This is a genomic window from Spongiibacter sp. (assembly GCF_984394615.1).
In genome coordinates this window covers 1-25,669 of sequence record NZ_CFHTQA010000028.1, presented here as the reverse complement: position 1 = coordinate 25,669, position 25,669 = coordinate 1, and the positions used below count along the sequence as shown (strand labels likewise).

Genomic DNA, 25,669 nt, shown 5'->3' with positions numbered 1-25,669 from the left:
GCGCTTACGCGCGGTGTCTGTTTTTATAAATTTCGCGCCGTCGGCCTTAGCCAACCCACACCCGGGCATTTCTGAAAATTCGCATCCAACCGCTGTCCTCGCCCTGCTCTGCCGGTGACCAGCTATTGGTCACACTGCGGAACACGCGCTCGGGGTGCGGCATCATAATGGTCACACGCCCATCGGCACTGCTGAGGCCGGTAATCCCCTGAGGTGAACCGTTGGGATTCGCCGGATAATGCTCGGTTGGTGCACCGCCATTATCCACGTAGCGCAGCGCCACATTGCCGGATGACGCCAGCGCCTGAAGCTGCGCAGCATCGCGGAACTCCGCCCGCCCTTCACCGTGGGCAACCGCTACCGGCAAGCGAGAACCCGCCATGCCAGACAACAATATGGAGGGCGATTCGGGGATTTCAACCATTGAGAAGCGCGCTTCGAACTGTTCCGAGCGATTTCGTACAAATCGCGGCCAGTGTTCAGCTCCAGGAACCAGACTGTGCAGATTGGACATCATCTGACAGCCATTACAGACCCCCAGCGCAAAGCTGTCTTCGCGATGGAAGAAGGCCTCAAACGCTTCCCGAGCGCGAGGATTGAAGAGAATGCTCTTCGCCCAGCCCTCACCGGCGCCCAACACGTCCCCGTAGGAAAAGCCCCCGCAGGCAGCCAGGCCCTTGAAGTCGGCCAGATCGATACGGCCGCTCAGAATGTCGCTCATGTGGACATCGACGGTATTGAAACCGGCGCGATGGAACGCGGCCGCCATTTCCATTTGACCGTTGACGCCCTGCTCTCGCAGTACCGCCAGTTTCGGACGCACGCCGCTATTGATGAACGGCGCGGCCACATCCTGCTGGGCATCAAAGCTCAGGGCCACCGTCAAACCGGGGTCCTCCTCACGCAACGAGGCGAATTCCTGCTCGGCACACTCGGGGTTGTCACGCAGGGCCTGCATACGATAGCTCAGCTCGGTCCAGCGACGTTGCAGGCTGAGACGGTCGGCGGCCAACACCGGCTCGCCGTTGTAGCTGACGCGAACGTCACTGCCCGGCACAGCCTGCCCCAGCTCCACAAGCGCATCGCTCAAACCCTGCTCGGCAAATACGGCTTTAGCGGCGGCCAGTTCACTGCGCGGCAACTGCACCACCGCACCGGCTTCCTCGGCAAACAGCGCGGCCAGCGCCGAGGCGTCGCCGCTCAGGGAAACGTCCAGACCACAGTGGCCGGCAAAAGCCATTTCCAACAGGGCCACCAGCACACCGCCGTCGGCACAGTCGTGATAGGCGAGCAAGCTACCCTGCGCAGAAAGCTGCTGCACCGCGTTAAAGAAACCTTTCAGCAGCGCGGGGTCGTCAATATCCGGCGCACTGTCGGCCAGTTGATTACACACCTGCGCCAAACAGGACCCACCCAGACGACGCTTACCCAGGCCCAGGTCGACCCACAGCAATACGGCATCTTCACTGGCCTGCAATTGCGGCGTCAGGGTTTTACGTACATCACTGACCGGCGCAAAGGCGGAGATCACCAACGACATCGGCGCTGTTACTGCCTTGTTATCACCGTCTTGCTGCCAGGCGGTGCGCATCGACATGCTGTCTTTGCCCACCGGAATGGTAATTCCCAGCGCCGGACAGAATTCCATGCCCACCGCTTTTACCGTGTCGTACAGGCGGGCATCTTCGTCGCCGTATCCGGCCGCACACATCCAGTTGGCTGACAGTTTGATATCTGAAAGATTTTCAATACGTGCTGCGGCAATATTCGTAATGGCTTCGGCGACCGCCATGCGGCCGGAAGCGGGTGCATCCAGCAGCGCCAGTGGTGTGCGCTCGCCCATCGACATCGCTTCACCGGCCGTGCTGTCGTAGCTCACGGTGGTCACGGCGCAGTCGGCTACCGGCACCTGCCAGGGGCCGACAAACTGGTCGCGGTGCACCATGCCCGTTACCGAGCGGTCGCCGATGGTAATCAGGAAGTTCTTGGACGCGATAGCGGGTAAACACAGCAGGCGATCCAGCGCTTCTTCTACAGAGACGGTTTCACCATTAAAGGCATCGCCCTGACGCGGCTGACGCTGTGCCTCGCGGTGCATCTTCGGCGGCTTACCGAACAATACCGACATGGGCAGATCGACCGGATTGTTGTCGAAATGACGGTCACCAACGCGCAGGGTTTTCTCTTCTGTGGACTCCCCGACCACCGCGTATGGCGCACGCTCACGTTCGCAGATAGCCTCAAAGCGCGGCAGGTTCTCTGGCGCAATGGCGATAACATAGCGCTCCTGAGACTCGTTGCACCAGATTTCCAGCGGCGACATACCGGGCTCGTCATTGGGCACTTCGCGCAGTTCAAAGTCACCGCCACAACCGCCGTCTTTCACCAGCTCGGGGAAGGCATTGGACAGGCCGCCTGCCCCCACATCGTGAATAAAGGCAATGGGGTTGGCCTCGCCCAGCGCCCAGCAGCGGTCAATGACCTCCTGACAACGGCGTTCAATTTCCGGGTTCTGACGTTGTACCGAGGCAAAGTCGAGATCGGCGCTGGAAGCGCCGCTGCTCATCGATGAGGCCGCGCCGCCGCCCAGACCAATCAACATCGCCGGGCCACCCAGGGCGATCAGCTTATATCCGGCAGGAAACTCCCCCTTATCAATATGCTCAGCTTTGATGTTGCCGTAGCCGCCCGCCAGCATAATGGGCTTGTGGTAACCGCGGCGCTCACCATCGATGGTTTCTTCATAGCTGCGGAAATAACCGCAGAGATTGGGTCGACCGAACTCATTGTTGAACGCCGCGCCGCCAATCGGGCCTTCCAACATAATGTCCAAGGCCGAGACAATCCGCTCGGGTTTGCCGTAATCCTGCTCCCAGGGCTGAACAAAGCCCGGCACCTGCAGGTTAGAGACGGTAAAGCCGGTCAGCCCCACTTTGGGCTTGGAGCCGCGCCCCACTGCACCCTCGTCGCGAATCTCGCCACCCGCGCCAGTCCCCGCACCGGAAAACGGCGCTATGGCCGTGGGATGATTGTGGGTTTCCACCTTCATCAGCAGATGAATATCTTCTTCTGTATAGCCGTATTCCGACGATTCAGGATCGGGGTAAAAACGCCCGGCGCGGTGCCCCGCCACCACAGCGGCGTTGTCGGAATAGGCGCTGAGCACGTTCTCGCCACCCAGCTCATTGGTATTCTTGATCATCGCAAACAGCGATTTATCCTGATCTTCCCCGTCCAGGGTCCAGCTTGCGTTGAAGATTTTGTGGCGGCAGTGCTCCGAGTTCGCCTGGGCAAACATCATCAATTCAACATCACTGGGGTTACGCTGCAGCTCCTGAAAGCTGGCAACCAGGTAGTCGATTTCGTCTTCCGCCAGAGCCAGACCCAGCTCGGTGTTCGCCGCCACCAGAGCCTCTCGACCGCCGTTCAGCACGTCAACCCGGCTCATCGGTCGCGGTTCGTGTTGCTCGAACAGACATTCTGCAGCGTCTACGCTGTCCAGAACCGCCTCGACCATCCGGTCGTGAATGGCCGCCCGCACCGCGTTCAGCTCTTCACCGGACAGAGGAGCGGCACTCGCCACCCGATACAACACGCCACGCTCCAGGCGACGAATCTGCGTCAGGCCACTGATATGCGCGATATCACTGGCCTTGCTCGACCACGGGGAAATCGTTCCGGGACGCGGCACGACAAAAAAATGTTGCCCCTCAACCGCCGCCAGCGCCGAGCTGGGGCCATACTCCAAGAGTTTTTCCAGCACAGCCTGCTGTTCACCGCTCAGTGGCGCTGCAGTATCAGCCAGATGAACAAACTGCGCGCTCAGCGCTTGAACGCCCGGCACACGGGCTTGCAGCGTCGCCAGCAGTTTTTCAATACGGAATTCGGAAAGCGCCGCAGCGCCGGGGATGATCAGCATGCAGGTTTACAACCTCGGTCGACGGGAAGAAAAACCGGCATTGTACAGCAATCCCCCGCGAAAATTCAGACTTATGGTCGCCGTCGGGCAAGCCCGATACAATAAAGCCTAGAAACCCTGAAAGTAAGGATTGCGCATCAGCCAGCACGCCCGACATCGCCTCCCCGGCCGTCTCCTGATGGTAGCTTTGCTATGGCTTCTCAGCGCCTGTACCGAGCCACCCGACAGCCTTGATGAGATCCGTAAAGACGGCGTACTCCGCGTCGTCACCCGCAATGGTCCTACTACGTTCTACGAAAGTCAGGGCAGTCCAACCGGGTTTGAATACTATCTGGCCAGAGAATTTGCCGACTATCTTGGCGTTGATCTGGAAATAGAACCCGTCGTCGGCCTTGAAGAGCTGTTCGAGCGTCTGGAAAAGGGTCAGGCCGATATTGCCGCAGCAGGCCTGACCATCACCCCTGAACGGCAGCAAACCTTCAGTTTTGGCCCCAGCTACATGACGGTCAAACAGCTGTTTATCTACAACCGGGAGAAACTGGATAAGCCCGAGGACGAAACGGCGCTGCAAGACCTTCGTATCCGCGTACTCAGCAACAGCTACCACGCCGAAATTCTGCAACAACTCCGCGAGGAGTATCCGGACCTGCGCTGGAGCGAGAGCCGGGACCAGGAAACGATCGACCTGCTGCAAATGCTTAATGATGGTGAAATCGACATTACCATGGTCGATTCAAACGAGTTTCACGCCAACCGCGCGTTCTATCCTGAGTTTCGTATCGCCATGAGTGCCGGCACCCCCGGCAAGCTGGCCTGGGCAGTGAGTAACCGTCGGCAACATGCCCGCCTGCTCGAAGAGATGAGCCTGTTCTACAAAAAGATCGAGGAAAACGGCGAGCTGGGGCGACTTGTCGATCGCTTCTTCACATTTAATGAGCGCCAGCCCTTCCTACGCACACAGACGTTTCTGCAGATGAAAGATGAACGCCTGCCCAACTACAAGGGCCTTATTGAGCAGGTAGCCATCGAATACGATATGGACTGGCGCTTCCTGGCCGCCATCAGCTACCAGGAGTCCTACTGGAATCCCAAGGCCAAATCTCCCACCGGGGTGCGCGGCATGATGATGCTCACCTTACCCACGGCCAAGGAGCTGGGCGTTGCCAACCGGCTCGATCCACTGCAAAGCCTGCGCGGTGGTGCCCGCTACTACAAAAAGCTCTACGCCAGACTGCCCGGCGGCATCGAAGCACCGGATCGCGCCTGGTTTGCCCTCGCCGCCTATAACATCGGTCTGGGACACCTCGAAGATGCCCGGGTTATTACCGAGAAGCGAGGCGGAAACCCCAATTTGTGGAAAGACGTGAAAGAGTCTCTGCCGCTGTTGCGACAACGCAAATGGTACAAACAAACGCGCTACGGCTATGCCCGAGGCGATGAGCCGGTTCGCTACGTTGAGAACATTCGCAGCTACTATTCACTGCTGACCTGGGATGAACTCAACCGCTATCGCATCCCACCGCCGCGAATTGTATCGGATTATCTTCCCGAAGCACTGAACCGAGGTCTGAACGCGCTGTAACGCGGTATTGTCACCCTTGGCCAACGTCACCCAGCAACCAAGGTCATCGATAAACAAGGTCGCTATAAACAAAAAAGGCACAGCCTGGGCTGTGCCTTTCGCGGTTCAACAATCGCTGCGCTCAGTCAACGAGCACTTGAATAGTCCCTGTCACCTCGCCGGTCGCGGTCAACACCTGCTCCTGCACTTCCTCACCGGTAGCCGGTGGTGCCGCGTGTACAGAATCAGTGAAGTTAGCCTGAATCAACACCTTCGAACCTTGCGTCATTTCCGGCACGACCCATACCGCGCCATCGGGCTGAACGCCATTCCGGCAGGTAGTCAGTTTGGTGGGAATCACACCGAGCGGCAACACATTCACCTGTTGCCCTGAAGGGTCAAAAGTCTGTATCGACAAGATCAGATTATTGTCAGCCGGAAGCCCCGCTACCGGCTCGGCAGAACAAAGCAGATCAAGCGCTACCTCGTAACTTGTCTCCGCCTGATGCTCAAACACCCAGGCGATGAGGTAGTTGTTGATATTACTGGCGGTAACACACTCGGTCACCTGATCGCCATCATCATCCTCGTTCACGCAGTGACCTTGAGCATCGAGTCGGCTGCCAAAGGCCACCGTATTGTCGCCCTGATTTTCAACCGAGCCGACGCTGTCTGCGACCATATCTAAGGTTTGGGTCACACACTGCTCGCCCTGCTGGTCAGAAAACACCAGAAACTCTGAGTCAGATTGGTTAAAGTTGAAGGGGAAGCCTTCAGACAACGAGCCCATCTTCTGACGGATATTGCTGGGCGACAGCCCCTCGTAATCCGGATCGATAACACCAAAGTGCGTTTCTACCGCAGTGTCTTCAGGGTTGCTCGACGTACATTCCTCGTCGGGCGTTTGCGCGTTGCTGATGATTTTCGCATTCATAAAGACATTACCGGCGCAATCCAGGGTATTGATCGTCACGCTCTCGGTAATGCTGCTGTCCTCATTGCTTGTTGCGGTCAGTACAAAGGTGCCCACCTCATCGCTGGTAAAGCGCACACCGTTGTCAGCCAGCTCGGTAATGCTGCCGCCATCGACACTCCAAGTCACGCTGTCATCATCTTTGAAGCCCGTAACCACGGCGCGATTTTCTTCGGTATAGGTTTTCTCATCGCAGCTACCCGCCACGGTTTCCTCAATGCGAATTTTCAGATCTTCCAACTTCACCTGAACACGCGTTTCTCTGTCGCCCGTTGGCTCCAGGCTTTTTGACGTGGACTTGAGCGAAATCCATTGGGGATATTTCTCGGGATCCGAAGGTGTTGCCACCTCGAGGTAAAGCATTTTATCGGCGCGGGTTTTCGACACACCCAACTCTGCCGAGGTCTCCATTTCGTGCTTCTCGGGAAACACCGAGTTGCGAATAAGCACATCGACATCGGCCGTCTCCCCGGCGGTTGTCACCACAATCGGGCTGGAGGAGAAAATAAAGGCCTTTTGCAGGTTTTCCATCACAATGGTGTCGCGCTCGTTCTCGACCACCGTGGTGTAAGAGGGAAACTCATTGGTCTTCAGGCGCGCTTCCAATTCGGCCGCACCGATACGCAAGGGTTTTACCTTGCGCTGGCTGCCACCAAGAAGCTCAAAGGCATTGCCTTCAATAAACTCCGCATCCGCGTAATCAGCGCCAATCGTCACGTTAAACCAGCTGATCGGCGGCACCACCAGCTCACAATCACCGGCCTTGGCCTTGGTCGTCACGCGGGTGGCCACTTCACTCGCACCGAAAAGTGAATTCGGGTCAACGGGGCTGTTGGGAGCACCCAGCGCGGCAAATCCCGTATCCGCCACCAATTTTGAGAAATCGTATTCCTTGCTGCGTGCGTTCACCCGGAACAACCAGCTCGGGTCGGCAAATTTCTCTGTGTAATCTTCCTCAAGCCGCGCTTTCGGAATAATCGTCAACTCGGCCTTGGTAATCTCGGATGGCAGCAGTGCCGCCACCATATCGACTTCCATACTCTTGGTGATATTGCTGACCGCCCACAGCGTGGTGACCGCCGCATAGGCGCTGGCAGACGCGCCTTTCACAGCCTGCCCGGCAATCGTGATCACCGCATTTTTCATCGTATTCTTTGCCTGCTCGCTCTCGGCAAAGACTTGGGCATTTTTCTGTTTGGTTTGCGCCTCGTAAGACAGCTTCATTCCCCGAGACAGGGTTTCACCATTATAAATATCGACTTTATGCTTGCTGTTATCCGCGTAGGTGCCCGAGCACTGCGCATACGCCACTCGAGGCTCGACCATTGCTGCAACGACAGGTTTAGGCGTTGGTAACACAGGCTCCAGCAATGGAGACTGGAACTTATCGCCCAATGCATTCAACAGCGTAATGAAATCTATCTTCTCAATAATTTGTGCGAGGAAGGCTTTATCCTGCTCGGTCATCGATGCCAGCACATCGCGCTGGTAGGCAAAGCTGATTTCACTGGAAGGGTCGTTAAAGATTTCATGGATGTAGTGTGCCGTCAGTAAGAACGGATCGCTCTGCAGGTCCTCATCGCTCACGGCATCGGGATCATAGCCAAAGGCCGCTTCAAAGCGCTGCAGGGCCTGTTCAAAGGTATCCAGCACATCAGCATAGCTGTCTGTGTTTGAGGGGGCTGGCAGGGGTTCCAGCTCGACGGTCGGCAATGGACAGCGCTCGCCATCCAGCTCGACAATCAGCTCGACGTCGCCGCCATTTTCTGCCAAATCGAGCGTAATCGGCGCGCTGACAACATAGCCCATATCACTGGTGATACTGTCGAGCACCAGCTCGGTATCGTCGACAACGAGCAGGACGTTTCCAAGCGGTTGCTGGGTTTTAAATTCGATCGGGTCGCCGGGCAGTATCGCGCCGCTAGTCAGCAGACTCAGATCATTACAGGCCGCACTCGAACCGGACGAGGAGCTACCGCCACCACCTCCACCACAGGCCACAAGGAACAGTGACGCCACCAAGGCAACAGCATAGCGCGACAGTAAAGAGAAACCGCTTGCCAGTAAGCGATCGACAGTTATCATACAAAACCCATATGCAAAGCTTATATTCTGTTACGCAGGCAGGTATTAATGCTCGCAACGCAACGCTCTCGACAAGGCACCCACGGCATTATTTTTATTCGCCGATCAGTGCCGAACCCACCGTGGATTTTCCCACGGCGTCAGCGGATTTGGCGTATTTCTACCATTTTTTACCATCGCCCTCGCAGGCCCCGTCGCATCTGGGTTCGGTGAGAACCGAGCAAAGATGTGCAGGCAGTGGGTGGTGCTGGGAAAGGAACGGGAGCGCGGCTAGCCCCCTGAAAAACCTTGGAGCTGACCGCAAACAGACGGGATTACAACATCAGAAGGACAACGAGGCTCAGCGCCCCTTCCATTGTGGTGGACGCTTTTCAGCAAATGCGGTTGCCCCTTCAATCGCGTCTTCGCTGGTGAAGACCGGATTCGCAATAGCATTCTGCTTGTCAAACATCTCATCCTGACGCCAATCTTGCGATTCACGAATGATCTGTTTGCTGGCAATCAACGCCAGTGGGCCATTAGCGGCAATGGCCGTCGCCAGGGCCCGCGCGCCATCAAGCGCGTTGCCGGGCTCCACAACGCGGTTAATCATTCCCAGTTCATAGGCACGTTCGGCAGAGATAAAATCGCCGGTCAGCGCCAGCTCCATGGCAATGCGGCTGGGAATCTGTCGCGGCAGGCGCAGTAGACCGCCGGCCCCGGCCACCAAGCCGCGCTTCACCTCAGGGATACCGAATTTGGCGTCACTGGCAGCAACAACCAGATCGCAGGCAATGGCCAGCTCGCGACCGCCACCCGGCTGCCCAGTCAAAATAGCCACCGGGCGCGCCAAAGCCTGACTCAGTTAGCGTCCGGACGCACCATCAGGTATTCCGCCACCGCTTGAAATGCCGGCAAGGACGTAGGATCCACATGCGCATTACTCGCCAGCGGGTAAGAGGCAAAGCGCACAATGACCATCTCCGCGGTGGGGTCCACATAAATTGTCTGACCGTGCACCCCGCGCGCTGCAAAGGCGCCGTGTTCATTGTGCAGCACCCACCACATGCTGCGGTAACTGGCGCCCTTGAGGGTATCGTAACCCGCTTTGGCAAACGCCGATTGGCTGGCTCCGCCTCGAATACTGGCGACCACCGACTTGGGAACAATCCGCTCGCCGTTGAGCACACCGCCATTGAGCATCATTTGCCCAATGCGCCCAAGGTCGCGCAGTCCGGCACTGAGGCCGCCACCGGCAAAGGCAGTACCAATCCCGTCGACATTCACATAGCTGTCCTGCTCAGCGCCAATGCGCTGCCAGATTTTTTCCGACAGCAAGTCGGTGTATTCACGGCCACTGGCGCGGGCAATAATCCAGCCCAGGGCATCGGAGTTGATCGTGCGATAGCCAAAGGCCTGGCCGTGTTCCCCGTCGGGTTTCACCGTTTGCAGGTATTCAAAATAGCCATTGGGACCTTTGTAGTCAGCCGGTTTGGGCAGCGCATTGGCAGCCTTTGCATACACCCACACATCGGCATTGGGGTCGGCGTAGTTCTCGCTATAAGACAGCGCCGTGGTCATATCCATGACCTGGCGAACCGTCGCATTGCCAAAGGCACTGTCTTTCAGCTCGGGCACCACAGTGGCCACCTTGGCCTGCGGGTCCAGGCGCCCTTCGGCAATTAACATCTCCGCCAACAGGCCGGTCAGCGATTTGGTCATCGACATCGCCGCGTGCTTGCCCAGCTCATCGAGGCAGCCTGAGTAGTATTCATAGACGACCTTTCCCTTGTGCAAAACCAGCATGCCGTCGGTGTAGTTGGCCGACAGCGCCTCTCGCCAACTCATTGGCTCGTCGCTACCCATCGGGGTAAAGCTCACCGCGTCGATCCCCGCGTCCAGCGCCCGCTCAAAGGGCTGGGGAGCAGCCAGTCCTCGACTGACCTGCTTGGTGGGCAGCAATTCGCGCATATGGCAGACCATCCAGCGAATGCGCGGGAAGGTAAAGTAATTGGTATAGGGGTGGGTAATACGCTTGTCTTCCGGAGGTGGTGAACCCTGCATCCAACCCATTAGTTTGGGGTCGGATGCTTCGGCACTAAGCGTGTTGGCGGGCAGCGCCTGTGAATGTGGCGCCAACAACACCGCTAATAACGGCAGTAATCGCCAACACCATGAACGGTAAAAATCCGGGTACATGTGATCTCCCTTGCACCTGATAACAGACAGTCAGCACACCGCCATCGGCAGTGTGCGAGATGATCACCCGCAGAGAACGTGCTTGATATTGACCGGTCGGCCATTTCCGCGACGCCCGCCGTTTTTTTAACGGCAGTTACTTATTATGTTTTTGTCGGCATCTTACCGACTTTTGCACCGCTTGCAACGCTGTACCGCCTGCCTCATTAAAACGGATGACGGCACAGCGCAGCTGCCGAGACTAGCGCAAAGCTTCGGCCCGGCTCAGCGCCCCTTCCATTGCGGTGGACGCTTTTCAGCAAATGCGGTTGCCCCTTCAATCGCGTCTTCACTGCTGAACACGGGATTGGCAATAGTATTCTGCTTGTCGAACATCTCGGCCTGACTCCAGTCCTGCGATTCGCGCATGATCTGCTTGCTGGCAATCAACGCCAGTGGGCCATTAGCGGCGATGGCCGTCGCCAGGGCCCGCGCGCCATCAAGCGCGTTGCCGGGCTCCACAACGCGGTTAATCATTCCCAGTTCATAGGCACGTTCGGCAGAGATAAAATCGCCGGTCAGCGCCAGCTCCATGGCAATGCGACTGGGAATCTGTCGCGGCAGGCGCAGTAGACCGCCGGCCCCGGCCACCAGGCCGCGCTTCACCTCAGGGATACCGAATTTGGCGTCACTGGCAGCAACGACCAGATCGCAGGCAATGGCCAGCTCAAAACCACCGGCCAGCGCATAGCCTTCCACCGCGGCGATCAGCGGCTTGCGAGGGGGCGCTTGCGCCACACCGGCAAAGCCGCGACCGGGAATCACCGGCAACTCACCGCTCACAAAGGCTTTCAAGTCCATGCCGCTGCAAAACGTGCCTTCCGCGCCACACAGTATCGCAGCGCGAATATCGTCATTGCGATCAAGCTCGTCCATGGCCTCGGCAATGCCCGTTGCCACGGCGAGATTAATGGAGTTCTTGGCCTTGGGGCGGTTAATGGTGATCACCATCACGCCATTGTCGACCGAGACCAACACTGCTTCTGTCATTGGGTACTCCTTATCATTGTTATTCTACACGCCGAGAAGCCGGCTTACTTGCCACTGAATACCGGCTGACGCTTTTCCATGAACGCGGTAATCGCTTCAGCCGCATCGGCGCTGCCCAAACACACATTCTGCGCCTTTGCTTCTGCCTGGAAGGTTTCCACGAAGGTTTGTGCACCGGCATTGCGCAGCAGCTGTTTCACTTGTTGCAGTGCGATAGGCGCACGCTGCGAGAGCTGACCCGCCCAGGCTTGAGCGGTACTCATTACCTCTTCCGCGGGAACCAGCTTGTTGACCAGGCCCAACGCCTGACACTCCGCTGCGGGAAGCTTTCCGCCCTCAGCAATAAAAGCATAGGCGCGCTGATAACCCATATTTCGCAGCAGATTCCAGGACGCGCCCCCATCGGGCACCAGTGCCACGTTGGTAAACGCCATGATCATGTTGGCGTTGTCGGCCATTACTGACAAGTCACAATGCATACACAGCGCCGCGCCAATGCCTGCAACGACACCGGGGACCGCCGCAATCACGGTCTGTTCCATGCTGGCGATCTGGGTAAAAATCGGCAGGTACTCATCCAGCAATTGGCGCTCGACACTCTGCCCGGCCTCCGGCCCCTCGGTCAGATCAGCGCCCGAGGAAAAGCCCCGACCTTCAGCGCCGAGTACCACAACGCGGATCTCGGGCATTCTGCTAACCTCCAACAGCGCCTGATGCAAGTCGCGACGCATCTGACGGGTAAAGGCATTGAGCGACTCCGGGCGATTCAGGCGAATCGTTGCCACATGTTGCTCGGTGCTGAGCAATACCGTTTCAAATTCCTGCATGATTTCATCCTCTTGGGTCGTCCCGGCTGAGCCGGGATCATTGTCGTTATAAAGGCTGCGAGTTCAGGCGCCGTGTTCCGCCACGGCGACACCCATCGCGGCCAGGGGGTCGGTCATCGCCCCCAGAGATTTCGCGGCGGTGTTAGACGCGTTTCCATCGAGAGCGCGTTTATAAACCCCCTGCAGAATCGCCGCCAGCCGGAAGAAGGAAAAGGCCAGATAAAACTCCCAGTCGGGAATCGCGTCGATACCCCGTCGCTCGCAGTAGCGGCGAACGTACTCCGCCTCACTGGGAATGCCCAATGCCTCACGATCGACATCGCCCAATCCGGGAATGGCGGCGCTGCTGGGCAATCGCCATTGCATACACTGGTAAGCCAGGTCGGCATAGGGATGCCCGAGTGTCGACAGCTCCCAGTCCAACAGTGCAATAATCTCCTCACCGCCCTTGGCGAACATCATATTGTCCAAGCGGAAGTCGCCGTGCACGAGGCAGCTTTGCCCATCGTCCTCAGGAAGCTTTTCTTCGAGATAGGCGATCAGCTTCTCCACCGATTCCAGGCGCGAGGTTTCGCTGGCGCGGTACTGCTGGGTCCAGCGGTTAAGCTGCCGGGCAAAGTAGTTACCGGGCTTACCATAATCACTCAGGCCAACCGCCTCGACATCTACATTGTGCAGATCGGCCAGCAACTGGTTCATGCGGTCGTACATCGCCGTTCGCTGCGCGGGCTGGTGATCGGGCAAGGCCGCATTCCAGTGAATATCCCCATCGAGAAAATCCATCACGTAGAACATGGAACCGATCACACTGTCGTCTTCGCACAGCACGCGCATCGTCGGCACCGGCACAGCACTGTCTGCCAACGCAGACATCACCTTGAACTCGCGATCAACCGCATGTGCCGACTTAAGCAGCTTGCCCGGTGGCTTGCGCCGCAGCACATAACGACCGCTGGCGGCATCGAGCCGGTACGTCGGGTTAGACTGGCCGCCGGGAAATTTCTCCGCGCTGACCGGTCCCTGAAAACCCGGAACGTGATCTTGCAGATACGCACTCAGCGCATCGGTATCCAATTCAAATGCAGACATGCTCTCCCCCGTGTTACTCGCCGCTGTAGCGGTTGATTATTTGTTTACCCAGTGCCATCTGGTGCACCTGGTCCGGACCGTCGGCCTGACGGCACCAACGCGCATAGTTGAATGCTTCGGCCATCATATAGTCTTCCGTGAAGCCCCCCGCCCCGTGCAACTGCATACAGCGATCAATAACGTTTTGTACCAGCAATGGGATGGTAGTTTTGGTCGCCGCAATCATATCGGTTGTCGCCAGCGGCCCCTGCTCATCAATTAATTTGCAGGTTTTCAGAACCAACAGGCGCGCCATCTCGATTTCAGAGAAGCTCCGGGAGATTTCCTCGCGCACTGACTGATGACGGCTGAGCGGCCGACCAAAGGTTGTGCGCGATACCGCGCGCTGGCAGGCCAGCTCCAGCGAACGCTGGGCGGCGCCGATCAGGCGCATGCAGTGATGCATGCGTCCCGGTGCGAGACGACCCTGCGCAATTTCAAAGCCCCGCCCTTCACCCAGCAGTACATTTTCCAGGGGCACCCGCACATTCTCAAAGACCATTTCCGCATGTCCAATGGGCGCATCGTCGTACCCAAAGGTAGTCAGCGGCCGCAACAGTTTTACGCCGGGTGTCCCCTTGGGAACCAGTACCTGCGTTTGCTGCAGATGACGATTGGGGTTATCGGGATCGCTTTTCCCCATCACAATAAAAATCTCGGTGCGAGCATTCATCGCGCCGGTAATAAACCACTTGCGCCCATTCAACACCCAGTCATTGCCGTCTTTCTCAATACGCAACTCGATATTGGTTGCATCACTGGAAGCGACCTGCGGCTCGGTCATTGCGTAAGAGGAGCGAATATCACCACTGAGAAGCGGCGTCAGCCACTGCTCTCGCTGTGCATCGGTCGCGTACTTCATCAGCACTTCCATGTTGCCAGTATCCGGAGCGTTACAATTAAACACTTCGGGCGACCACAATACGCGGCCCATCTCCTCGCATAGCGGCGCGTAATCCAGAAAGCTCAGGCCGCCCACATCGCTGTATTGACCATACTCCTCCGGCACAAACAAATTCCACAAACCCGCCGCTTTAGCTTTGGACTTGAGTTCGTCCATCAGCGGCATAACGGCAAAGCGGTCATCGGCAGCGGCTAATTGCTCAGCATAGGCATGCTCATTGGGATATATATGCTCGTTCATGAACTGCTGCAGTCGCAGCAGGAGTTCCTGCGCCTTGGCTGAAGGGCTTAAATCCATGATGTTCTCCTCGCAATAGACTGAGATCGCCACGCGACTCAGGTGTAGGTAATCAGATGACGATCCTGGGGTTGTTCAAGGTGGGGCACGGTATTGAAACTGTTCAGCAGGTAGGCACCGCGCTTGCAGTAATACTGGCTGACCCCGGTATTTCTGGCCTGAAGATTCAGGTCGATCATGGTGTCTACAGTCAGCCCCAGAATATTGCGCAGCATCGCGCTACTGGCGCCGCCGGAGGTAATCACCAGAACGGGCCCATCGACCTCAGCGATGCGCTGCAAGGTGCCGCCGACGCGGCGCTCAAAATCCTGCCAGGTTTCCTCGGCTCCCTGCAGACCTCCTTCACTCCAGTCCTTGAGCGCCTCTCTGAGCAGGCGGTAAAACTGTTTGGCATCTTTCAGTTCTTCAGCGTGCTCCAGCGCCGGTGGATAGACTTTCAACATACTGTGAAAATCGTACTCATTCAGTCCCGGCAGTACCTCCGCATCGGGGGTGCCTGGCAGACTGTCGCGCAATCCCGCCAGCGTTTCGCGGTGGCGGCGCATATCGCCGGTAAACACTGAAGCAAAACGCATTTCACGTCCGCGGAAATACTCGCCCAACAGCCGGGATTGCTCCCAGCCTACGTCCGTCAGCCGATCGTAATCATCGGTGCCGAATGCCGCCTGACCGTGGCGCACAACATAGATTTCGCTCATGAGTCCTCCTGTTTGTGCAAGCAGTCTACGCAGGCGCTATTAATTACTTAAATTTATTTTTATTATTCATATAAATAAATATCAGTGATGATGTTGCCGTGAACCTTTCCCGCATAGACCTGAACCTCTTCGTTGTCTTTGACGCGATCTACAGCCACCAAAGCCTGACCCGGGCCGCAGGCGTCCTCCATGTCACCCAGCCCGCGGTCAGCAATGCGCTGGCCAGATTGCGCAATACCCTCGACGACCCGCTGTTTGTCCGCGGCCCGTCAGGGATGAGCCCGACGCCACTGGCACGCCAACTCATCACACCGGTTCGCGAAGCACTGCGCGAGCTGGATCAATGCGTGCGCACACGCATGGAATTTAACGCCGCCGAGGCCCGTCAGACCTTTCGCATTCATGCCACCGAGCACGCCGAGATATTTCTGCTGCCGTCGCTGTTGAAACATCTCCAGGACCACGCACCGGGCATTGATCTGGAGGTGGTGTTCATGCGCCGCAAGGAAATCCCCCTGGCGCTGGCCAGCGGTGAACTGCAACTGGCCATCGACGCACCACTGATAAACAGCAGTGAACTGCTGTATCGCTCGCTGCGCAGCGATCACTATGTTTGTGTTATGCGCAACGGGCACCCGCTCATCGAAGGAGAGCTGACGCTGGAGCGCTTTCTCAGCGCACGACACATCCACATTTCCAGTCGCAGCCGAGGTTCGGGCCATGTTGATCTGGCGCTTCGCAGCATTGGACAACAACGCCGCATCGCCCTGCGCCTGCAACATCATTCCGGTCTTCCCGGCCTGCTGCACAACAGCGACTATATTGCCGCCGTCCCTAAAACCCAGGCACTGCGCATGGGCTGGCAGCAACGCCCCCTGCCCTTCGACTGTCCACCGCTCGAATTAAATATCTACTGGCATAAAAATGCCGATCACGAACCCAGCATTCACTGGTTGCGTGATCGGCTTGAGGCATGCGTAGACGCAGATAGTCAGTAAAGCCGGGGAGCCCCCGGCTCAACAGCTCAGGCGAACAGCTCGCCTTTCTCGGCTTTGTCCTTCAGCACCTGCGGTACGGCAAAACGCTCACCATAGCGGTCCTCAAGCTCAGCCAGACGCTGGGCGAAGGCCTTCACACCATATGTGTTTACGTACTGCAGCACACCGCCAGTGTGGGGCGGGAAGCCAATGCCCATAATGGAGCCGATATTTGCGTCAGCCACATTATTCAACACACCTTCTTCGTAACAGCGCAGCGACTCAACGACCTGACGGAACAACAGGCGGTCTTTTACATCCTCCACCGGCAGATTCACTTCCGGGTTATAGAACCAGTTGTAAATTTCCGGCCACAGCGCTTTTTCGCCGCCCGCAGGGTAATCGTAGTAACCACCGCCGTGGAAACGACCACCACGACCATGCTCGTCGATCAAGCGTTTGGACAAACGGTAGCTGGCGGTTTCCCGTGAGAAGTTATCCCCCAGACGCGCATCCAGCGCCATATTGGTTTCGGTGGCTTTTACGCCCAGTTGCTGACTGACCTCATCCTGCACGGCCAGCGGTCCAACCGGCATACCAATGGCTCGACCGAGGTTTTCAACCAGTACCGGATCGACGCCCTCTTCCAGCAGCAAGGCACCTTCATCCAGATAAGTGGCAAATACGCGAGAGGTAAAGAAACCGCGTGAGTCGTTAACCACGATCGGGGTTTTGCGGATTTGCTGGGAATAGTCAAACGCCTTGGCCAGTGTCTCATCGGATGTTTGCTCACCGACAATGATTTCCACCAGCGGCATCTTATCGACGGGTGAGAAGAAGTGGATACCAATGAAGTTCTCGGGCTTCTTAGACGGCTCAGCCAGCAGGGTGATCGGCAGGGTCGAGGTGTTTGAGCCCCATACGCCGTTCTCGGCCAGCTTGCCTTCCAGTTCTTGCGTAATCTGGTGTTTCAGGTCGACATTCTCAAACACGGCTTCGATAATCAGATCGCAGCCCTGCAGATCATCAGCATCGGCGGTAGCCTTGATAAGCCCCAGCACCTGCGCTTTTTTCTCTTCTGTCATACGGCCTTTGGCAACGCGCTTATCAAGCAGACCTTCGCTGTAGGCCTTGCCCTTGTCTGCCGCATCCTGGCTGATGTCTTTCAGGACGACTTCAATGCCAGCCATCGCCGAGACGTAGGCGATGCCCTGGCCCATCATACCTGCGCCGAGTACGCCTACTTTTTTAGTTTGATACTTATCGAAGCCTTTCGGACGGCTGCCGCCACCGTTCACCTGATTCATCTGCAGGAAGAAGTTCATCAGATTTTTGGCAACAGGTGTTGTCACCAGGCTGACGAAGACACGCGCTTCAATTTCCAGAGCGGTGTCGAAATCCACTCGCAAGGTATCGGCGATGACATCCAGGATTTTCACCGGCGCAGGAACCAGACCACGTGTCTTTTTGTACAGCATGGGGTTGCCGCCCTGGAGCATCTGGGCAATCTTGGGGTTTTTCGCATCGCCACCAGGGATTTTAAAGCCTTTCACATCCCAGGGGTTTTGGGCTTCAGGATTTGCTTTCACCCAGGCTTTGGCCTTGGCAATCATGTCTTCCGGACTGTCGGCCAGCTCTTCAACCAGACCGGCGGCATGGGCCTTGTCGGCAGAGAAGCGCGTACCTTCCAGCAGTGGCATGATCGCGCGCTCGGCGCCAAATTTATTCACCATGCGAACAATACCGCCACCGCCAGGCAGCAGGCCGAGACTCACTTCAGGGAGACCAATTTGTACCGCTTTGCTGTTCAGGGCCACACGGTGGTGACAGCACAAACAGATTTCGTAGCCACCGCCCAGCGCGGCACCATTAATGGCCGCAACAACCGGCTTGCCCAGCTTTTCCAGGCGGCGCAACACAGACTTGATTTCCATGTTCATTTTGAACATTTCGGCTTCGCCTTTACCGGGTTCGAGCGTCAACATGCTCTTGATATCGCCGCCGGCAAAGAAGGTCTTCTTGGCTGAGGTCAGAACCACGCCCGCAATACTGTCGCGTTCGGCCTCAAGGCGCTCCACAGTGGAGCCCATCAGCGCCATGTACTCATCGTTCATCGCATTTACCGGGCCACTCATATCCATAGTGACGGTTACGATATTGTCGCTGTCTTTTTCGTAGTTAAATGTTCCAGTCATTGGACTTACCTATATTCTGTTATGTCGTTGTGGACATCGCGTGTTGCGACGGCTTACAGGCGTTCGATAATCGTGGCGATACCCATGCCACCGCCCACACAGAGCGTGATCAGGCCAAAGCGCTGGTCGCGACGCTCAAGCTCGTCAAGAATGGTGCCGACGAGCATGCCACCAGTTGCGCCGAGAGGGTGCCCCATCGCAATGGCGCCGCCATTGACGTTAATTTTTTCCCAGGGTGCCTGGGTATCTTTCTGGAAGCGCATCGCCACCGACGCAAAAGCTTCGTTAATCTCGAACAGGTCAATGTCTTCGATTTTCATGCCGGCCTTTTCGAGGACTTTCCAGGTCGCCGGTGCCGGCCCTGTCAGCATGATGGTGGGCTCGGTACCCGTCACCGCGGTCGCGACTACACGGCCACGTGCTTTCAGGCCGATTTTCTCGCCAGCAGCTTTGCTGCCAATCAATACGGCAGATGCGCCATCGACAATACCCGATGAGTTACCGGCGTGATGGACGTGATTGATCTTGGCAACCTGGGGGTATTTGCTCAGAGCGATATCATCGAAACCGAGCCCTCCCAGCATTTCAAAGGACGGACGCAGCTTGCTCAGGCTTTCTACCGTTGTACCCGGCTTGATGAAGTCATCCTTTTCAAGGATGGTCATGCCGTTGACGTCTTTCACCGGCAATACAGAACGGTCGAAGTATCCCGCTTCTCTGGCACGAGCCGCATATTCCTGCGAGCGCGCAGCGAAGCCGTCGAGATCTGCCCGTGAGAAACCTTCCATCGTGGCAATCAGGTCAGCACCGATACCCTGAGGAACAAAAGCGGTGTCGAAGGCCGTTTGCGGATCTTCGCCCCAGGCGCCGCCATTTGAGCCCATGGGGACGCGAGACATGCTTTCTACACCGCCCGCAACCACCAGCTCTTCCCAGCCGGAGGCGATCTTCATCGCGGCCAGGTTGACGGCCTCAAGGCCCGAGGCACAGAAGCGATCCAACTGAACGCCAGCTACTGACTCATCCCAGCCTGCCTTCATGGCCGCCGTTTTCGCGACGCACGCGCCTTGCTCTCCGACCGGCATGACGCAGCCCATGACGACGTCGTCGACCAGTGCGGTATCCAGATTATGACGGTCGCGCAGACCATTCAGCAGACCGGCAAGCAGGTCCACCGGCTTCACCTGGCTCAGTGGCGAGCCCATTTTGCCCTTGGCCCGGGGGGTCCGGACGGCATCATAGATAAAAGCGCTGTTGCTCATGGTTTGTTTCACCCTTGCTTGGATTTTATGTGCAGCAAAGAGTGGCGCTCAGCGAAAGCACAGACAATGATCGACCGTGACATACAATAGACATTTTCTTACAGCCCGGCGTAGACTGCTGAGCTTCTCACCCTCTCAGCGAAGGACCGGCAAACCGTGAGCAGCAGCCACAACCGCACCATTTCATCATCGTTTGTGCAGGCCGTTGTCGCAAAACTGGCGCTGCCGCATCGGCAATTGAGCGACTTGCTGCAGCACTGTGATATCAGTGAATCGGTACTCAACAGCAATCGTGCAAGGGTGCGCCCCGCACAATTTGCCCGCCTGCTGGACGCCGCCACCCAGCTGTCGAATGATGAATCGCTCGGTTACAACAAAACACCGCAGCGCATTGGCACCATGGCTGCGCTGGTTCGCTACTGTCACCACAGTGACGATCTGGGGCAGGCACTGAGTCGGCACAGGGAGCTATTCAACCTGTTTGACAGCGGCTATCGCGTCAGCCTCATTGAACGCGATGCCTATGCTTTTTTTCGCCTCGAGGCCGACCCCGAATATGAACTGACGCCCTGGGTGTGTGAGCAGCATATGATGATGTTTCACCGCCTGTTCTGCTGGCTGTGCGGGACACCATTACCGCTGCTGCGGGTGAATCTTCACTACCCCGTTCCGGCGCATCGCGACGAATACCACTACCTCTTTCACAGCGAAACCCGCTTCAAGCAGCCCCATACCGAGTTTGTGATCGAGCGCCGCCTGCTGTCACTGCCCATCGTCCGCAGCGAGGCTGAACTCGATGATTACCTACAGCGTGTCCCTTTTGAGTTTCTCCATGTGCCAGGCCAGGACGGCACCTACACAGAACAGATTCGCCGTTACCTGAAAAAATCTCTCCCCAAATTGCCGAACTACGAGCACATTGCCGACGCGCTGGGCCTTGGCACGCAGACACTGCGGCGCCGACTGGCACAAGAGGGATGTGATTACCGACAGATCAAACACGAACTGCTGCGAGACCTGGCCATTGAATTACTGGCCGAGCCGGAGCTGGATATCAAGCAGATTGCCTATCAGCTGGGCTTTTCTGAACCCAGCGCCTTCATCCGCTCATTCAAGAAATGGACAGGCAACAGCCCCGGCGAATACCGTCGGCACAATACCGTGAACACCGACACAGCCCGACGCACCTGACGACAGCAACTGGCACCTGCCGACTTGGCAAGCAGGCATAGCTCGTTCTAAAGTGAAACCGGCCGCATTCAATAATACCCATAATATGCCAAGGAGCCGTGATGAAAATTCATCAGTTCGTCGACTACCATGCTCGGATAACCCCAGAGAATGCCTGCCTGATCTTCGCTGATCAGCCCATAAGCTATGCGGAAATCCAGCGCCAATCCGAGTCGATTGCCGCTGGTCTGCTGGAACGGGGGATAGAGGCCGGCGATCGCATCGCCTGCCTGTGTCAGAACTGCCCAGAATTTCTTACGCTCCTGGTCGCCTGCAGTCGCGTCGAAGCCGTGCTCTGCGCCGTGAACTACCGACTCGCACCGGAAGAAGTGCAATATGTACTAGACGACAGCAATGCGCGGATGCTGGCGGCGCCCGATACCGATATGGCGCCCCTCATTGCTTCACTGAAGACGAGCGTACCCATCCTCTCCTCCCACGATGGCAGCTGGGAAGCCTGGTGTCGCAGCTTACCCGACGCAGCCGGTATCGACCGCAGCCGCGGCAGCGATGCCGCAATCATGCAGTTGTACACCAGCGGCACTACGGGCCGTCCCAAAGGGGTCGTACTCAGCCAGCGAAACATATTTTCTCTCTATGCCTCGGCAGCCGCGTCATGGTCTGTAAAAGCCTGTCCGGGCAGTCGCGATCTCGTCAGCGCACCTAACTTCCATATCGGCGGCGCTGGCACGCTGATTCTCCCGATTCTGTCTGGGGGGACGGTTGTACTTCACAAGACTTTCGACCCCTTCAAGGTGGCCGAAGACCTGGAGCGCTACCAAATAGAAAACACCTTTGTCGTTCCCGCGATGATTATGGCAATGATCCACATGGTGCCTGATCTTGCCGAGCGGAATTTCAGCCATCTCAGACAGATCGTCTACGGCGCTTCGCCAATCAACAGTGCCCTGCTGCAAAGTGCGCTGAAAGTATTCGACTGCGATTTCTATCAGGTCTACGGCATGACAGAAACCTGCGGCGCAGTGGTCTCACTGTCTGCAGAAGATCATCGCCGGGCGGGTCAAGATCGTCCGGAACTGCTCGCCTCCTGCGGCCGCCCTCAGGCCGGTATCGATGTAAAAGTCGTTAACGACCAGGGAGAGCAACTCGGCGTCGGAGAAACTGGCGAGCTACTGGTTCGCTGTGACGCCAACATGATGGGCTACTATCGACGCACAGAGGCAACCGAGGAAACCCTGCGCGACGGCTGGATACACACAGGCGACTCTGCGTTTATTGACGATGAGGGCTATATTTTCCTTCGCGATCGTATCAAAGACATGATTATCAGCGGCGGCGAGAATATTTATCCCATAGAAATCGAAAACGCCTTGAGCCAACACCCGGCCGTTGCGGATGTGGCCGTTGTCGGAATTCCCTGCGAGAACTACGGCGAAGCCCCGCTCGCCTGTGTGGTTTTAAAAGAAGGCCAATCGCTGGATGCGGATGAAATGGTCGCATTTTTGCGAGACAGCCTCGCGGGCTACAAAATTCCAAGACAGATTGCCCACCATGCCGAGCTGCCGCGTAACCCCTCCGGAAAAATTCTCAAAAAGCACCTTCGCGAGCCCTATTGGCAAGGCCATGAGCGAGCGATCGGTTAAGATACTGAAAGGCGTTGCGCTGGCACCATCAGCGCAACGCTTGGATGTACACCGAAACACGACGCCCCCGGTCACTTTGAGTCAGCGACGCCCTGACATCCCCCCTTCCACGCACCAACCGGACTACCATTACGCGATACCAGCGCGAGCCGAACTAGGCACGATAGTCTCTGTCACGATCTCGTCGCGGGGTAATGTGAATGCTCTCGGGTGCACCACAATGTGGGCACTCCCAGTGGGTATGGCCCTCTCGATTGAGCTTTGGCTGGGGATATTCCTTTCCGCAACGCCGACAACGGTAGTCACTGATTTCCATCGACATGTTGATCACTCCCTCTGCTTACGCGTTTAAAATGGGGCTTTGTCATTGCTGAGCCCCGAATTTACGGATACTCCGGCGTATGCGCCATCACGAGCATTCCGGAAAACGGCACTTCATGTTCACACTTTTATTCACAGCTGTGCACCAGGCATCATATTCAGGAATTTGCCCGGTGCGAATCCAAATCCGGCTTTCTCCCGTAGAAGTCCTTTGCTATACCCATTATGGGTGCTCCCTTACGCGGATGAACGATTGCTCAACGACTTGGCCACCGCGCATCTCTTTGCAAACAAGCCCCCCGTAAACGAGATTCAAGAAGAAGTGATCCAGACATGAATTTTTGGCGATTTGATGCTGATTCAGCGGTATTGGGACATCCGCTGGTGGGAAGCTACGATCCACTGCTGGTAGGCCTCTCTTTTGTCATCTCCTGCTTTGCAGGCATTACAGCGCTGGCGCTGGCAGACAGGATGACGGCAAGCCCCTCCAGGTCAGCCAAGGCCTGGTGGCAGCTTGGCGGTGCTGCCGCGCTGGGCTTTGGCATCTGGTCTATGCATTTCACCGGCATGCTTGCCTTCAAGCTGCCTGAGCATGCTGACATGCAGTATGACGCAGGTTTGACCCTGATTTCCCTGCTACCTGCAATGGCTGGCAGTGTTGCCGCGCTCTACTTCATATCCCAAGCTAATTTCAGCGGTCTGCATCTGCAGCTATGCTCTATCGCGCTGGCCGGTGGCATTGGCGTGATGCACTACACCGGCATGGAGGCCATGCAAATGCCGGGGCTGCGGTATGACCTGCCCCTGTTTATTGCCTCATTCGGTATCGCCTATCTGCTGGCGCTGACCGCCCTCAGCATCAGGCGCTATCTTCGCGCCCAGAAACAACTGCCGGAAAATGCGGTGAGTTACATCTCGGGCACGATTATCGGGATTTCCGTATCCGGCATGCATTACACCGCCATGGAAGCATCGCGTTTCTATGCCATTGGCGACGGACATGCCATTCAATCTATTGTCTCCAGCGCGAATCTGGCATCTGGAATTGGTCTGTTTGCCGCACTGATTCTAGGGTTGAGTATTGTTGCCGCCTGGATTGACCGTCAGGTGGGCTTCCAACGCCTGCTCAACCTGGAAAAAATGGCACACACCGATGCACTCACGGGGCTTCCCAATCGGGTGCTCTACGAAAGCCAGTTGGAAGACGCCTTGGAAAAGAATCAGCGCCAGGGAGACAATCTGGCACTGATGTATTTTGACCTCAATAAATTCAAGCCGATCAATGACACCTATGGCCACGCTGCGGGAGATCTGCTGCTTCGGGAATTTGCTTCGCGCTTAAAACACAGTCTGCGCGAACACGACCTCGCCGCGAGGCTCGGGGGTGACGAGTTTGCCGCCCTGCTGCGGGGGTTTTCAAAAGTGGAAGACGTGGCAATGATTGCCGAGCGAATTCTCGACTCACTTGCCACGCCCGTGCGCCTGGACCGTCTGGAGTTGTACCTGAGCACCAGTATCGGCATCAGCATTTGCCCCGACGATGCACAAAGTAAAGATGAGCTGATACAGCTGGCTGACGAGGCAATGTATCGCGCCAAAGCGGGAAAACTGGGTTACTGCTTTGCCGGATACCAGCTCGGCAGACTATCCGAGGAGTATCAACTGGCTACCGATGCCATCACCCGGGCGCTTGATCGCTCTGAAATCAGCCTTCTGTACCAACCAATTATTGACCTGCAGACCCGACAGATTATCGCCGTGGAAGCCTTCGCCCGCTTTCCGAATCAAAACTCGCAATCACCACTGGAGTTTTTTGAGCTGGCAGAACGGCGCGGCAAAACCCGAGAGCTGAGCGATTTGGTCCTGCGGGCGGTCTGTCGTCAAGCCAGTCAGTGGCTGAAAGACGGTATTGAATTTGGCCGAATCGCTGTGAATATCAGCGACATGCAAACCCGTCATCCGGACTTCTCCAAATGCCTGCTGGGGATTATGCAGCAGTTCTCAGTTCCCGGTGAGCGCTTGGAATTGGAGCTGAGTGCCTCCTGCTTTAAATCTCCCAACGACGGAATCAAGTCACAAATCATCGCCGCGAAAGCCCGAGGCGTTACCATCACCCTCGACGACGCCGATGCTAACGCCTTACAGGCGATTAGCGAATGCCCGGTTCAGAAGGTAAAAATCTCCCGTAACCTGGTCGCCGACAGCGTTCACTCCACGAAAGCCCGAGCGCTGATCAAAACCATTGCCACGCTCAGTCTCGAACTGGGTTACGAATTGAGCTGCGGGGGAATAGAAACTGAAGAACAACTGAAGCGCGTCACCGATGCCGGCTGCCGCAGTGGTCAGGGCTACCTCTTCTACCACCCGATGACCGCGGATCTCTTCGCCTCCAAAATCGCCTCACTGACCGGCGCCCAATAAACTCCGTGTCCCGTCCTGACATAGGTTGTCAGGTTTCAAGGAGCCGCTTCCGTATAGGAG

Annotated in this window: 16 protein-coding genes; 5 read left to right on the top strand and 11 right to left on the bottom strand. The window is 57.0% G+C overall.

Features of this window, described 5'->3' with window-relative positions; genetic code table 11:
• Positions 1 to 46 precede the first annotated feature (46 nt).
• The gene (gene purL, locus AC5DB9_RS11370) at positions 47 to 3,919 is read right to left on the bottom strand and encodes a phosphoribosylformylglycinamidine synthase (protein ID WP_273009623.1); all 3,873 of its coding nucleotides are present in this window, start codon (positions 3,917 to 3,919) and stop codon (positions 47 to 49) included.
• Between the two features lie 178 nt (positions 3,920 to 4,097).
• On the opposite strand from purL, the gene mltF reads away from it, so the two are divergent.
• Positions 4,098 to 5,501 (top strand): membrane-bound lytic murein transglycosylase MltF, encoded by a 1,404-nt coding sequence (mltF, locus tag AC5DB9_RS11365; protein WP_272991049.1) that lies wholly within the window; start codon positions 4,098 to 4,100, stop codon positions 5,499 to 5,501.
• A 121-nt stretch (positions 5,502 to 5,622) separates the two neighbouring features.
• Here mltF and AC5DB9_RS11360 read toward each other — a convergent pair whose 3' ends face one another.
• The 8 genes from AC5DB9_RS11360 to AC5DB9_RS11325 all read right to left on the bottom strand — a co-directional run bounded on the left by AC5DB9_RS11360 (position 5,623) and on the right by AC5DB9_RS11325 (position 15,599).
• Positions 5,623 to 8,538: a hypothetical protein gene (locus AC5DB9_RS11360; protein ID WP_272991052.1), complete on the bottom strand. Its 2,916-nt coding sequence runs from the start codon at positions 8,536 to 8,538 to the stop codon at positions 5,623 to 5,625.
• A 340-nt stretch (positions 8,539 to 8,878) separates the two neighbouring features.
• Entirely contained in the window at positions 8,879 to 9,358 is a 480-nt protein-coding gene (locus tag AC5DB9_RS11355; RefSeq protein WP_272991054.1) for an enoyl-CoA hydratase-related protein, read from the bottom strand.
• A gap of 20 nt (positions 9,359 to 9,378) precedes the next feature.
• Positions 9,379 to 10,716, bottom strand: a complete 1,338-nt coding sequence (locus AC5DB9_RS11350) for a serine hydrolase domain-containing protein (protein ID WP_272991055.1) — start codon at positions 10,714 to 10,716, stop codon at positions 9,379 to 9,381.
• Positions 10,717 to 10,980: 264 nt separating this feature from the next.
• Positions 10,981 to 11,745 (bottom strand): crotonase/enoyl-CoA hydratase family protein, encoded by a 765-nt coding sequence (locus tag AC5DB9_RS11345; RefSeq protein ID WP_272991057.1) that lies wholly within the window; start codon positions 11,743 to 11,745, stop codon positions 10,981 to 10,983.
• A 44-nt stretch (positions 11,746 to 11,789) separates the two neighbouring features.
• Positions 11,790 to 12,572: an enoyl-CoA hydratase/isomerase family protein gene (locus AC5DB9_RS11340; protein WP_272991059.1), complete on the bottom strand. Its 783-nt coding sequence runs from the start codon at positions 12,570 to 12,572 to the stop codon at positions 11,790 to 11,792.
• A gap of 63 nt (positions 12,573 to 12,635) precedes the next feature.
• On the bottom strand, positions 12,636 to 13,661 hold the full coding sequence (locus AC5DB9_RS11335) for a phosphotransferase family protein (protein ID WP_272991060.1): 1,026 nt from the start codon (positions 13,659 to 13,661) through the stop codon (positions 12,636 to 12,638).
• Between the two features lie 13 nt (positions 13,662 to 13,674).
• On the bottom strand, positions 13,675 to 14,901 hold the full coding sequence (locus AC5DB9_RS11330; RefSeq protein WP_272991061.1) for an acyl-CoA dehydrogenase family protein: 1,227 nt from the start codon (positions 14,899 to 14,901) through the stop codon (positions 13,675 to 13,677).
• 38 nt (positions 14,902 to 14,939) lie between these two features.
• Complete coding sequence (locus tag AC5DB9_RS11325) at positions 14,940 to 15,599, bottom strand: histidine phosphatase family protein (RefSeq protein ID WP_272991064.1); 660 nt, start codon at positions 15,597 to 15,599, stop codon at positions 14,940 to 14,942.
• A gap of 98 nt (positions 15,600 to 15,697) precedes the next feature.
• Here AC5DB9_RS11325 and AC5DB9_RS11320 point away from each other — a divergent pair, with 98 nt between their 5' ends.
• Positions 15,698 to 16,597 (top strand): LysR family transcriptional regulator, encoded by a 900-nt coding sequence (locus AC5DB9_RS11320; protein ID WP_272991067.1) that lies wholly within the window; start codon positions 15,698 to 15,700, stop codon positions 16,595 to 16,597.
• Between the two features lie 26 nt (positions 16,598 to 16,623).
• On the opposite strand, the gene AC5DB9_RS11315 is transcribed toward AC5DB9_RS11320, so the two are convergent.
• Both AC5DB9_RS11315 and AC5DB9_RS11310 read right to left on the bottom strand, forming a co-directional pair.
• A complete protein-coding gene (locus AC5DB9_RS11315; protein ID WP_022957512.1) occupies positions 16,624 to 18,771 on the bottom strand; it encodes a 3-hydroxyacyl-CoA dehydrogenase NAD-binding domain-containing protein in 2,148 nt (715 codons plus the stop codon).
• A 53-nt stretch (positions 18,772 to 18,824) separates the two neighbouring features.
• On the bottom strand, positions 18,825 to 20,033 hold the full coding sequence (locus AC5DB9_RS11310) for an acetyl-CoA C-acetyltransferase (protein ID WP_022957513.1): 1,209 nt from the start codon (positions 20,031 to 20,033) through the stop codon (positions 18,825 to 18,827).
• Between the two features lie 156 nt (positions 20,034 to 20,189).
• On the opposite strand from AC5DB9_RS11310, the gene AC5DB9_RS11305 reads away from it, so the two are divergent.
• From AC5DB9_RS11305 to AC5DB9_RS11295, 3 genes are all read left to right on the top strand, one after another.
• Positions 20,190 to 21,224 carry an AraC family transcriptional regulator gene (locus tag AC5DB9_RS11305; RefSeq protein WP_272991071.1) on the top strand — a complete coding sequence of 345 codons (1,035 nt, stop codon included), beginning with the start codon at positions 20,190 to 20,192 and terminating at the stop codon, positions 21,222 to 21,224.
• Positions 21,225 to 21,325: 101 nt separating this feature from the next.
• The gene (locus tag AC5DB9_RS11300; RefSeq protein ID WP_272991074.1) at positions 21,326 to 22,867 is read left to right on the top strand and encodes a long-chain-fatty-acid--CoA ligase; all 1,542 of its coding nucleotides are present in this window, start codon (positions 21,326 to 21,328) and stop codon (positions 22,865 to 22,867) included.
• A 654-nt stretch (positions 22,868 to 23,521) separates the two neighbouring features.
• Positions 23,522 to 25,609: a putative bifunctional diguanylate cyclase/phosphodiesterase gene (locus AC5DB9_RS11295; protein WP_272991077.1), complete on the top strand. Its 2,088-nt coding sequence runs from the start codon at positions 23,522 to 23,524 to the stop codon at positions 25,607 to 25,609.
• Positions 25,610 to 25,669 lie beyond the last annotated feature (60 nt).